Here is an 11,527-nt window from a genome sequence, read left to right on the forward strand (position 1 = left end):
TTGAACTGATGAGCGTTGCCTGGATCTATCCCGGTCAGGGATCCCAAGTCGTGGGCATGGGAAGGGATTTACAAGATTGGCCAGGGGCGGCCCGCAAGTTGGCTGTGGCCCGCGAGGTGCTGGGATGGGATCCCCTGGCGCTCTCGGAAGAGCAGATCCATCAGACCGGCTACACGCAGCCGGCTTTATTCACTGTATCGGCCCTGCTGACGGACTATCTCTACGCTCAGGGTCAGGCTCCCGCCTGTACAGCCGGCCACAGCTTGGGAGAATATAGCGCCCTCTACGCCGCGGGGGTATTTGATTTTGAGACTGGCCTGCGGCTGGTGGCGCTGCGGGGCCAGTTGATGGAAGCTGCAGGGGATCCCCCCGGCAGCATGGCGGCGCTGATTGGGTTTGATCGCGACAAGCTGGAGCACCTGTGCCAGATGACTCCCGATGTGGTCATTGCCAACGACAACAGCCCGGATCAGGTCGTGATCAGCGGCTCGGTCGAGGGGGTGCAGGCCATCTGTGAGCAGTTGCAGGCCAAGCGCACCGTTCCCCTCAAAGTCAGCGGCGCCTTCCACTCGCCCTTGATGCAGGCGGCGGCGGAAACCTTTGCCCACACCTTGCGCGAGGTTGACTTTCAGGCTCCGCGAGTGCCGGTCTACAGCAATTGCACGGCTGCCGCTAGCCGAGATCCCCAGGTCCTCAAGCAGGCACTGCTGTCTCAGATGACTGCCCCAGTCCGCTGGCGAGAAACGGTGCTGCAGATGGCCGCCGACGGCATCCGAGAGGTGTGGGAAATCGGCCCTGGCAATGTGCTGACGGGCTTGGTGAGGCGAACGGCACCTGCCCTGGGACGGTGCAACATCAGCAGCCTCAGCATCGGCTAAGGGATCCCGGCAGCCCTGTTGCTGCAAGTTGCGTTGCTAGCTCCTCAAGGGAGAAGGGCTGCGGGTGAGGAAACCTCCCCAAACAGCAGTTAGGATCAATGAAAACCTGTTTCTGGGGCCGACGATGCCGTCTTCTCCCCCTCGCCAGCTTTGGGTCAATGCTTTTCCCGCTTTGGCTGGCCTTGCCGTGGCCCTCGGCAGCCTGGGATCCGGCGGATCCCTGTGGCAGTCGGGGGCAGCCGCTTTGGCTACGGGCATGACCGGCTACCTCGCCTCCGCCCTGGCTGGGAGTGAGTCCAAAGCCAAAATCCACCTGCTGGAGCAATCTCTGGAGCACCTCAAAAGCCGGCAAGAGCTAGGTTTACAGCACCTGCAAAACGAGCTGGCCGATCTGCGGGCTGCTCTTGCCAATTGGACACCCCTTCGGCAGGAAGAGAAAGCCGGCGATGGAACTGATGCTCAAACCTATTTTGAGTTGGGATCCCAGATCCAAGCTCAGCAAGAATTGCTTTCACAATTGCGTACAGAAGAGCAGAATCTAAAAGCCTCAATAGAAGACTTGCAAGCCAAAAAACAAGAGCTTGTACAACTTTTGAAAGAGTACGTTGCGAAAATTGACCAACTCCGCTGCAAACGGGATCTTTTGGCCCAAGAGATCGCCCGCCTTAATCAAGCTCGCCAAGCAACAGGCTGCAGCAACTTTGCCGCCCACCCCTCTGGGTTTGGAAAGGGATCCCTGGGCTTCAGCTCCGTTTCTGCCACCGCCTACGACGAAATTCTTGCAGCTATTGAGGAGCGAGTAAACGACTTGGACGACATGGCAAAAGCGATGGCAGAGCTGAGCTCGCTCGAGGGCAGATGGTAGCCTATCAGACGCCTTCCGAGTCCGGATCTATTTCATGAATTCGCCGCAGGGATCCCTTATTAAAGGCCGGGAAGCGTAGATAGGGGTACTGTTCCTTGGCCTGCTGCAGCTCTTGAAAGGCGGGGGCCAGGTGGTCTTGGGGGGAGATCCCTGTCACGACACACCAGATCTTGGTGCGTGTCAAGGCCACAAAAGCTTGGTTGCGCCGGCGCAGTTGCTCTTCCACACTGAGCCCCGGTTCGGTGGCGTTTTGAAACTGGCAAACGTAGACTTTCCAAGCTTCATTGCCTTTGGCCCGGAAGATCCCCGCTAGGGTGACATGCCCCGGCAAGCGGAAAATATCCTGACCGGCATCTTCGCCGGCTATGAGAGCTCTAATTCCTCTTTGTTTGAGCTTGGCCTTCAGGCTTTCCCAATAAGGTCTGCTCTTCTTGAAGCTGCCTACACCGGTAACCAGGAGATCCTCCGGCTGAAAACTCCACTGCTTCAGGTCGCGCTCGATTTGTTGGGCAATCCAATTCTGCTCCTCTTCCTCAGAAGGGAAGGTGCGCCAGATTAGCAGCGATTGCGGATCCACCTTGGGCTCAAAGTCTTCTTGATCGATGGGATGGCAAGCCTTGCGGGTGAGGGTAATTGTGGATCCAGGCTTACGAAAATCGCCTTCTACCACTTCGTAACCTAAATTTTCCCACTGCCCTTTTTGAGTAACTCCCTGCAAAGGCTGGTCTCCACGCAAAAGACCCATGTTGATGGCATGGGCAGCCATGAGAATAATCTTCGGAGTGCGGTAGCAATGGGGCAACACAGTGGCCCGCCCTCCCAACTGCACTTTGGGCTTGCCTGTCTCGTCGCGCCCGAATAGCTCGGCTATTCCTGGCACCGTCAGCGAGCCAATGCCCTGGGCTTCGTCATAGGCCCAATAGAGCCGTTTGGGATCCCGTAAAGCCCGATAGGCTAAACGGTAAAAGGCAGGGGGCAAATCTTGACCTTCATCGATCAAAATAACATCGAAGAGCTGAGGGATTTCCTTGGCTTCTTTTTCTAACTTTTCGCAGACGTAGTCGAAGGGCTCAGTTGTATAGTCATTTTTATCCCTTAGCTCTGCCTTTGCCCGCTCCAAGCTTTTGGGCGTTAAGCCACATTCGTTAGCGAGCAATCGATAGAACCCAGTTTGATTTTGGGATCCCCAGGCGTGCATCACCTGGATCTTTTTCCAGTCCGGCTCAAGGTCAAACTTGCTCTGACAGACCTTTGAGATTTGCTCGCGAATTTGGTGATAGAGAGAGCGGGTGTAAAAAACTACCGCAATGTCCCAATCGGGGTGGTCGGCGTGGATCTTGGCCGCTCTGCGAGTCAAGACTACCGTTTTGCCTGTCCCCGCCAGGCCCCGCAACCGCTGTGGCCCCTCAGGATATTGGGTGGCAATTTTGCGTTGGTCTTCATCAAGCTTAAAGATCTGCTCTTGGACGCGACGGATCACCGCCTGGGGATCGTAGCTGTAAGATATTGGGTCATCGCCGGGATCCCCCAACTTTATTCCCAACGTTTTGAGGATCACTTCCCATTCTGTGGCGTTGAGAGGAGCGCCATTGGCCTTTTTGGCCGCATACAGAGTCTGCCGCAACTGCTCTGGATGCTCCAAATCATCTGCAAAAAGCAGCGCCCCGAGAAACGGGGGATCCCCGAAGCGCTCCTGCCATTCTTGTCGCCGAATGCGAGGCAAAGCCAGCCGATATTGCCAGGCAACGCGAGCTTGGAGAGGCCGGGTTTCCGGATTTTGCTGCAGCCAATTCTTGATCTGAAACATTTGGTTATCGGCCTGCCCCAAGGGGGTCTCGGTTTCCCTGTGCCACTCCCGCATGCGCCACTGGCTGCCGTCGATGGCTTCGATATTGTAAAGGTTGCAGCCCTTACACTCGAAAACCCAAAAGCCCAGTTCAAAATGAATCAATAGGATGTCGGGCTTGGCCGTGACGTGGCCCTGATGGTTATAGATACTGAACTGATGGAGGAGGTAGCCGGGATCGGATCCCAGGGCCTGCCGCAGCGCATTCCAAACCACTGCTTCCGCAGCTACCCCAGGTAAGCTGTCGTCCAGAGCGCCGTCGGGTTGAAAGTGCATGGGGGATCCCTCGTTTTCCAACTTGAACCCAATGTACAACAGGAAACCTGAGCTCTTGGGGAAGGATCCAAAGCCCCTAAAGCAAAGACTCAGGTCGGATCCGGGGATCCACCCACATCAAGAGCAGATCGGCCAACAAATTGCCCAGAATGAGCATCACGGCCCCCAGCAAAAGCCCGGCCATCACCACGTTGATGTCGAAGCTCTGGACCGCTTCCAAGAGCAGCTTGCCCAGCCCCGGCCAGTTGAAGAAAAACTCGGCAATAAAAGAGCCGCTGAGCAAATTGGCAAACTCAAAGCCCAAGATCGTGATCAAGGGGTTGACGGCGTTGCGCAATGCATGCAGCCAGATCACCCGCCATTCCGGGATCCCACGCGCCCGCGCCGCCTGGATGTATTCCTGCCGCAGCACGTCCAAGAAGTTGCCGCGGGTAATCCGCTGCAGCCCGGCAAAGCTGGTGATGCTCAGGGCCAGCGTGGGCAAGAGCAGGTGACGGCCCAGATCCAGCAGCTTTCCCCCCCAACCCAGCTCGGCAAAATAAACACTGGTCATCCCGCCCACCGGCAGCCAGCCCACGTTTTGGGCCACGATCAGCAGCAAAATGGCCAGCACAAAGCTGGGCATGGCCTGCCCCAGGTAGCTGAGCAACTGCAACGCCCGATCCAGAGGAGTGTTCTGCTGCAGCGCCCCCAGGATCCCCAGCGGAATGGCGATCATCCAAGTCAGCAAAACGGAGCACACTGCCAACAGCAGGGTGGCGCCGGCGCGGGAGAGGATGAGCTGCGCTACTGGCACGCGATAGGTGTAGCTGACGCCAAAATCCCCCTGCAGCAGATTGCCCAGCCAGGTCAAATACTGCCAAAGCAAGGGTTTATCCAAGCCCAGCCGCGCCTCTTCCTGGGCGATAAACTCCTGGCTGATACTGGGATCCGCCCGCAAGGGATCCAAAAAATCGCCGGGGGCCAGTTGCAGGAGCAAAAAGCTGAGCACCGTGATCAGCAGCAGCACCGGCACCGCTTGGACCAGCCGCTGCAAAACAAGGGCTAGGGGAGGCCAAAGGCTGAACACCCGTCCAGCAGGGGGAGAAGAGGTTGCGGCCACAGGCAGAAGTCGAGTTGAGCGAGGTCCAAATCTCCCTGGGAGTGGGATCCCTGTCGAACTATGCTGCCATTCTCGCGGCCAAATTTCCAGGTTGCTGCCTGGCTTGGAACAGGGCGCAGTTGCCCGTTAGGGGAATTGGGGGTTAAGCCAATCCGGCAGGCGCAAGCTAAGGCGGTAGACTAGTCAGAAGCTTTTTCGATGAGTTGCCGTTGGGAAGATCTCTTGCGAAACCTGTTTCTTACCGGCGCTAGCGGCTGTCTGGGGCATTATGTGTTGGAGCGCCTGGCCCAACAAAGGGATCCCGAGTTTCCGGAGCAGCCCGCCTACCACCTGTACATTCTTATCCGCAACCCCAGCCGCCTGCGGTTGCCCCCGGAGCGTTTGCCTGCCCCCATCACCCTGGTGGCCGGCGATCTCCTGCGCATTCGGGAACACGCCGCCCTGCTGCGGCAGATGGATGGGTTGATCCACATGGCGGCGGCTTGGGGGGATCCCACCCTGACCTGGGCGGTGAACGTCACCCACACCTTGGAGTTGCTCAGCTTGTTGGATCCGGAGCGCTGTCAGCAGGTGATCTACTTTTCCACTGCCAGCCTTTTGAATCAAGCGTTAGAACCTTTGGCCATCGCCGGCCAGGCCGGCACCGACTACATCCGCAGCAAGTACGCGATGCTGCTGCGACGGCAGGAAAGCAGCTTCTGGCCAGATCGCCTGCTCACCCTCTACCCCACCCTGCTGTTTGGCGGCAGCCCCCACCACCCCTACTCCCACATCACCGCCGGCCTCAAGGAGGTGCTCCGCTGGCTGGATTTGATCCGCTTTTTGCGGGTGGATGCCAGCTTCCACTTCATCCACGCTGCCGATGTGGCCGAGATGGTGGCCCATTGGGTGGCCCATCCGCCGGGGGGAGGGGATTGGGTGTTGGGCAACCCCCCCTTGTCGGTGGATGAATGCGTAGAGCAGGTGTGCGCCTATTTTAAAAAACGGATTTATTTCCGCCTGCCCCTGCCCATCGGCCTATTTCGCACCCTAGCCTTCCTACTTCGGGTGCGACTTTCGGCCTGGGATGAGTACTGCCTGCGCCACCGCCACTTTGTCTATCCGGCCCTCTCCCCAGCAGCGCTGGGCTTGCCCTGCCGCTTCCCTACCGTAGCCTCTCTTCTCGACGCCTACCTCTAGGCCACCTTTGATAGAGTCACGCAACTCCCCTCTCCCCAGGGGTAAGGGATCCCGACAGGGATCAGCCGGCAGAGGCCACTGCTTCTCTGTGAGCCAAGCCTTGAAGCTGAGCAGCAATGCGCTCCCGGTCGAGCCTCTGGCCGATGAACACCAGGCGGGTCAACCGCGGCTCTTGCGGGCGCCAGGGGCGGTCGTAGTAGGTCTCAAATCGGGATCCCACCCCCTGCAGCACCAGGCGCATCGGCTTGTGGGGCACGGCCACAAACCCCTTTACCCGGTAGAGGCATTCCTCTTGAGCCAGTTGACGCAGTTGGGCAACTAGGGATCCCGGCTCATAGCTGCCCTCCAGGCTGAGGCAGAAAGACTCAAAAGCTTCGTGCTCGTGCTCCTCCTCGAAGTCGTGGTGGCTGGGGCGGCGCTCCAACTGATCCTCCACCGCCGCCTGGAAGCCCAAGAGCACTTCTGGGGCAACCTGGCCCCGCTCACAGGGGAGAACTCGAACCTCAGGGCGCAATTGTTGCCGCAGCCAGCTCTCCACCTGGGTTCGCTCCTTCGGCGTGATCTGATCCACCTTGCTCAGCAGCACCAAATCAGCGCAGCTCAACTGATCCTCAAACAGCTCCTCAATGGGAGTCTCGTGATCCAGGCTCTCATCGGCCTGACGCTGCGCCTCCAGCGCCGCCAGATCCCCCACCAGTTGCCCAGAAGCCAGGGCCTGGCCATCCACCACTGCAATCACCGCATCCACCGTGGCGCCGGTGCGAATGGTGGGCCAGCGGAAAGCCTGCACCAGCGGCTTGGGCAAGGCCAATCCTGAAGTCTCAATCAGGATGCAGTCCAGCTCTGCCCGCCGCCGCAGCAGAGCCTCCATGGTCGGCAAGAACTCCTCCTGCACCGTGCAGCAGAGGCAGCCGTTGGCCAGCTCCAGAATGGGGATGGAGCCCCCTCCCTCGCAGAGTTGGCAATCCCGCAGCAGTTCGCCGTCGATGCCCACTTCGCCAAACTCATTGACCACTACGGCGATGCGGCGGCCCTGGTTGTTGAGCAAAAGGTGACGGATCAAAGTGGTCTTGCCGGATCCCAAAAATCCGGTGATGACCGTAACCGGAACTTTGTGCATCTTGATTTGCGCATTCGGCCTTCCCAGTCTCTACCCGTGCTTCCCTCTCTGTCCATCCCGGCAGGGGGGATCCCCAAAAAAAGGCCCCCTGCCGGGGGCCAAAGGTTGTGATCTCCGAGAGACTTCCGGGCTTATCGGATCGGCTTCATCCGGTAAACCGGCTCGTTCTCGCGGCTGATCCCCTTCTCAAAGCCGGCAGCAGCGGCGCGCGCGCGACCAGCATGCCACAGGTGACCGACGAAGAACAGGAAGCCGAAGATGAAGTTGTGGGCTGCCAGCCAGGTGCGCGGGCTGGTGAAGTTCACCGTGTTGATCTCGGTAGCCACACCCCCCACCGAGTTCAGGGATCCCAGCGGCGCGTGGGTCATGTACTCTACCGCACGGCGGGCCTGCCAGGGTTGGATGTCGTTCTTCAGCTTGTCCAGATCCAAGCCATTGGGGCCCAGCAGCGGCTCTTTCCAAGGGGCCCGCACATCCCAGAAGCGCATCGTCTCACCGCCGAAGATGATCTCGCCCGTGGGAGAGCGCATCAGGTACTTACCCAGACCGGTGGGGCCTTGGGCCTGGCCGATGTTCGCCCCCAGGCGCTGGTCGCGCACGATAAAGGTGAGGGCTTGGGCTTGCGAGGCTTCCGGGCCGGTGGGGCCGTAGAACTCGCTGGGGTAAACGGTGTTGTTGAACCAGATGTAGCAGGTGGCAATAAAGCTCATCAGCGAGACCGCCGCCAAGCTGTAGGAGAGATAGGCCTCTCCCGACCAGATAAGAGCACGGCGGGCCCAGCCAAAAGGCTTGGTGAGGATGTGCCAGATCCCACCGGCAATGCAGATGATGCCGATGTAGATGTGGCCGCCGATCACATCCTCCATGTTGTCCACGCTGATGATCCAGCCGTCGCCGCCAAAGGGAGACTTGAACAGGTAGCCGAAGATGACCGCCGGGTTGAGCGTGGGGTTGGTGATCACCCGCACGTCGCCACCCCCCGGAGCCCAGGTGTCATAGACGCCACCAAACCACATGGCCTTGGCCACCAACAGGAAAGCCCCCAACCCCAACAGGATGAGGTGGATCCCCAAGATGGTGGTCATCTTGTTCTTGTCTTTCCAGTCGTAGCCGAAGAAGGGGAAAGACTGCTCCAGGGTTTCCGGGCCGCGCACGGCGTGATAAATGCCTCCCAGACCCAGCACCGCGCTGGAGACCAGGTGCAGCACACCGATCACAAAGTAGGGGTAGGTATCGATCACCTCGCCGCCTGGGCCAACTCCCCAGCCCAAAGTGGCCACGTGGGGCATCAGGATCAGCCCCTGCTCGTACATGGGCCGATCCGGCGTGAAGTGAGCCACCTCAAACAGCAGCATCGCTCCCGCCCAGAAGACGATCAGGCCGGCGTGGGCTACGTGAGCGCCCAAAAGCCGACCGGAAAGATTGATCAAGCGAGCATTCCCGGCCCACCAGGCGAACCCGCCCTGGGTGCGATCCTGCATCGCTGCGGAACCAAACGTCGTTGAAGTCACTGAGGCCAGCCTCCGAAAACAGTAAAGGTCACAGTACAGCAAAAGATATGAGGTGAAAAGCAAAGGAGCTTAGGAATGGCCGAGCGCCTACCCATCCAATCCAAGACTTGAATAGGCGAACGCTCGGCCTCAGCTCTCACGTAAAGGATCAAGAGAACTCAAGCGTTCGACAGCCAGCGCCAGTTTAGAGCGCGTTGCCGCGGGGCAGGACTTCCTCGGGGAACTCAAAGCGCTCGTGCGGCTGGTCCTGCGGCGCCATCCAGGCCCGAATCCCCTCGTTGAGCAAAATGTTCTTCGTGTAGAACGTCTCAAACTCAGGGTCTTCCGCCGCCCGCGTCTCCTGACTGATAAAGTCATACGCCCGCAGGTTCAGCGCCAACCCCACCACACCAATGCTCGACATCCACAATCCCGTTACCGGCACAAACAACATGAAAAAGTGCAGCCACCGCTTGTTGGAAAACGCTATCCCAAAAATCTGGCTCCAGTAGCGGTTTGCCGTCACCATCGAGTACGTCTCTTCCGCCTGCGTCGGCTCAAATGCCCGAAACGTGCTCGCCGCTTCCCCATCCTTGTAGAGCGTGTTCTCCACCGTCGCCCCATGGATGGCACACAGCAGCGCTCCACCCAACACGCCGGCCACCCCCATCATGTGGAACGGGTTCAGCGTCCAGTTGTGGAACCCCTGGAAAAACAGCAAAAACCGAAAAATCGCCGCCACCCCAAAGCTGGGCGCAAAAAACCAACTGCTCTGCCCCAGCGGGTAAATCAAAAACACGCTCACAAACACGGCAATCGGCGCGCTGAAGGCAATGGCGTTGTAGGGCCGCACCCCCACCAGCCGGGCAATCTCAAACTGCCGCAGCATAAAGCCAATCAGGCCCAGCGCCCCATGGAAGGCCACAAAGGTCCACAGCCCGCCAATCTGGCACCAGCGGGTAAAGTCCCCCTGGGCTTCCGGGCCCCACAGCAGCAGCAGGCTGTGCCCCATGCTGTCGGCGGGGGTGGACACGGCCACCGTCAAAAAGTTGCACCCCTCCAGGTAGGAGCTGGCCAACCCGTGGGTGTACCAAGAGGTTACAAACGTGGTGCCGGTCAGCCAGCCGCCCAGGGCCAAATAGGCGCAAGGAAACAGCAGCAGCCCCGACCAGCCGATAAACACGAATCTGTCGCGCTTGAGCCAGTCGTCGACGATGTCGAACCATCCTCGCTCCTGGCGCGCGCGCCCTACTGCGATGGTCATCTCAACCTCTCCTTAAAAACATGATGAGGACATTAATGAAACTACAAATTTTGCTCCTTTGAAGCAAGACTGGTGCCTAGGTATAAAGACTCAGTCTGCGAACTTGTCGCCTTGGTTTCCCTGCACGGATTCCTGGCCAGAACTGACCAACCGCTGCTTCAGGCAGCTTTGCTGGCGTTCCGAACTGCTCTTGGAATCCTCAGCAGAGCTGTGGCGATCCCGACGAGCCGCCCTAGGGCCACCGAACAAGTTTCACGGCTGTCGGCATTACAATTTAGCCTACGCCAGTAAAGACTTGTAAATTGCTTTCATTATAGAGGGGGGGGACTCGTTCCCATCAAGTCCGAGGTGGCTGGGATCTTCACAGACTGTAATCTTTGCGGTTTTTCTCTCCTGAGATATTGAGCTAGAGGGGCTGCCTCACCCTGGGGAAGGCCGAAGGCACAAGATCCGATATTCTTGAAGGGCGAGGCAATCCACCTGAGAGGAATCTATGGCTAGTGAGATCTTCACCATTGCTGGGCTCTCCATCGTCCTGACCCTAGTGGGTGTGGCGCTTGGATACGGGATCTTGCGCATCACCCAGGGCGGGGCCGAGTAGGGATTTCCTCATTTGGTAAAACATGAAAATCGGCATCGTCGGCGCCGGGGCAGTCGGGGGGCATTTGGCCGTTTGCCTGGCTCGCGCCGGCTTTTCAGTCAGTGTGGTGGCGCGGGGATCCCACCTGCAGGCCATCCGCAGCCAAGGCTTGAAGCTGATCCGGCAGGGGGATCCCCCTGTGGCTTGGGTAGAGCGGCTGACGGCCAGCGACGACTTGGCTGAGCTGGGGCGGCAAGATGTGGTGATCGTTGCTGTCAAGGCCCACAGCTTGCCCCTGCTTGCCCCGCAATTGGGATCCCTGTGTGGCCCGGATAGCCCCGTTGTGGTTGTCCAGAATGGTATCCCCCGGTGGTACTTTTACCGGCATGGCGGCGAGTTTGAGGGGCGCTCCTTGACTTCGGTGGATCCGGGCGGGGTGATCGCCGCGCATCTGCCAGTCGAGCGGGTGATCGGCTGTGTGGTGTACATCGCCGTGCAGTTGGCAGAGCCGGGGGTAGTTTTGCATACCGGTGGCGGGCGCTACATTCTGGGAGAGCCGGATGGGTCGTTGTCGGAGCGGCTGCGCTCTCTGGCGGCCATCTTTGAGCAGGGGCAGCTTTCTGTGGCCCTCACCTCCCAAATTCGGGTCGAGATCTGGCAAAAACTTTGGGGGAACGCCGCCTTCAATCCCATCAGCGCCCTTACCCGCGCGGCCCAAGACGCAATTGCCCAGTACCCGCCCACCCATGCTTTGGTTCGGTCGGCGATGCAGGAAACCGAGGCGGTGGCCCAAGCATTTGGGATCCGGCTGCCGGTCTCTTTGGAAGAGCGGCTGAAGGATGCAGCCCGTGTGGGCTCCCATCGCACCTCGATGCTGCAGGATATCGAGCGGGGGCAACCGACGGAGATCGAGAGCATTGTCGGCGC

General features: G+C 59.3%; 10 protein-coding genes. 5 read left to right on the forward strand and 5 right to left on the reverse strand.

All coding sequences use genetic code 11. The features are described 5' to 3' along the window. Positions 1-8: 8 nt before the first annotated feature. A complete protein-coding gene (gene fabD, locus SYN65AY6A5_RS13425; protein ID WP_011431164.1) occupies positions 9-878 on the forward strand; it encodes an ACP S-malonyltransferase in 870 nt (289 codons plus the stop codon). A gap of 124 nt (positions 879-1,002) precedes the next feature. Further along, complete coding sequence (locus tag SYN65AY6A5_RS13430; RefSeq protein WP_011431163.1) at positions 1,003-1,743, forward strand: hypothetical protein; 741 nt, start codon at positions 1,003-1,005, stop codon at positions 1,741-1,743. Between the two features lie 4 nt (positions 1,744-1,747). Here the strand turns inward: SYN65AY6A5_RS13430 and SYN65AY6A5_RS13435 are convergent, their stop codons facing one another. After that, positions 1,748-3,865 (reverse strand): NERD domain-containing protein, encoded by a 2,118-nt coding sequence (locus tag SYN65AY6A5_RS13435; protein ID WP_071813564.1) that lies wholly within the window; start codon positions 3,863-3,865, stop codon positions 1,748-1,750. A gap of 76 nt (positions 3,866-3,941) precedes the next feature. After that, positions 3,942-4,967 (reverse strand): ABC transporter permease, encoded by a 1,026-nt coding sequence (locus tag SYN65AY6A5_RS13440; RefSeq protein ID WP_011431161.1) that lies wholly within the window; start codon positions 4,965-4,967, stop codon positions 3,942-3,944. Positions 4,968-5,165: 198 nt separating this feature from the next. On the opposite strand from SYN65AY6A5_RS13440, the gene SYN65AY6A5_RS13445 reads away from it, so the two are divergent. Further along, positions 5,166-6,146 carry an NAD(P)-dependent oxidoreductase gene (locus tag SYN65AY6A5_RS13445; protein WP_041438538.1) on the forward strand — a complete coding sequence of 327 codons (981 nt, stop codon included), beginning with the start codon at positions 5,166-5,168 and terminating at the stop codon, positions 6,144-6,146. 61 nt (positions 6,147-6,207) lie between these two features. Here SYN65AY6A5_RS13445 and cobW read toward each other — a convergent pair whose 3' ends face one another. From cobW to psbD, 3 genes are all read right to left on the reverse strand, one after another. Further along, a complete protein-coding gene (cobW, locus tag SYN65AY6A5_RS13450; protein ID WP_011431159.1) occupies positions 6,208-7,266 on the reverse strand; it encodes a cobalamin biosynthesis protein CobW in 1,059 nt (352 codons plus the stop codon). Between the two features lie 131 nt (positions 7,267-7,397). After that, complete coding sequence (gene psbC, locus SYN65AY6A5_RS13455; protein ID WP_206336877.1) at positions 7,398-8,786, reverse strand: photosystem II reaction center protein CP43; 1,389 nt, start codon at positions 8,784-8,786, stop codon at positions 7,398-7,400. Positions 8,787-8,961: 175 nt separating this feature from the next. Then, entirely contained in the window at positions 8,962-10,020 is a 1,059-nt protein-coding gene (gene psbD / locus SYN65AY6A5_RS13460; protein WP_011431157.1) for a photosystem II D2 protein (photosystem q(a) protein), read from the reverse strand. Positions 10,021-10,513: 493 nt separating this feature from the next. Here psbD and SYN65AY6A5_RS13465 point away from each other — a divergent pair, with 493 nt between their 5' ends. Both SYN65AY6A5_RS13465 and SYN65AY6A5_RS13470 read left to right on the forward strand, forming a co-directional pair. After that, the gene (locus tag SYN65AY6A5_RS13465) at positions 10,514-10,621 is read left to right on the forward strand and encodes a PetM family cytochrome b6-f complex subunit 7 (RefSeq protein ID WP_011431156.1); all 108 of its coding nucleotides are present in this window, start codon (positions 10,514-10,516) and stop codon (positions 10,619-10,621) included. 22 nt (positions 10,622-10,643) lie between these two features. Further along, positions 10,644-11,527, forward strand: an 884-nt coding sequence (locus SYN65AY6A5_RS13470; protein WP_099884766.1) for a 2-dehydropantoate 2-reductase, incomplete at its 3' end; no start/stop codon positions are given.

Origin of the sequence: Synechococcus sp. 65AY6A5 (assembly GCF_002760415.1) — a bacterium.
Classification (GTDB): Bacteria; Cyanobacteriota; Cyanobacteriia; order Thermostichales; family Thermostichaceae; genus Thermostichus.

Coding starts and splice junctions, on each gene's coding strand:
- fabD (WP_011431164.1), top strand. CDS start 9: ATGAGCGTTGCCTGGATCTATCCCGGTCAGGGATCCCAAGTCGTGGGC.
- SYN65AY6A5_RS13430 (WP_011431163.1), top strand. CDS start 1,003: ATGCCGTCTTCTCCCCCTCGCCAGCTTTGGGTCAATGCTTTTCCCGCT.
- SYN65AY6A5_RS13435 (WP_071813564.1), bottom strand. CDS start 3,865: ATGCACTTTCAACCCGACGGCGCTCTGGACGACAGCTTACCTGGGGTA.
- SYN65AY6A5_RS13445 (WP_041438538.1), top strand. CDS start 5,166: ATGAGTTGCCGTTGGGAAGATCTCTTGCGAAACCTGTTTCTTACCGGC.
- cobW (WP_011431159.1), bottom strand. CDS start 7,266: ATGCACAAAGTTCCGGTTACGGTCATCACCGGATTTTTGGGATCCGGC.
- psbD (WP_011431157.1), bottom strand. CDS start 10,020: ATGACCATCGCAGTAGGGCGCGCGCGCCAGGAGCGAGGATGGTTCGAC.
- SYN65AY6A5_RS13465 (WP_011431156.1), top strand. CDS start 10,514: ATGGCTAGTGAGATCTTCACCATTGCTGGGCTCTCCATCGTCCTGACC.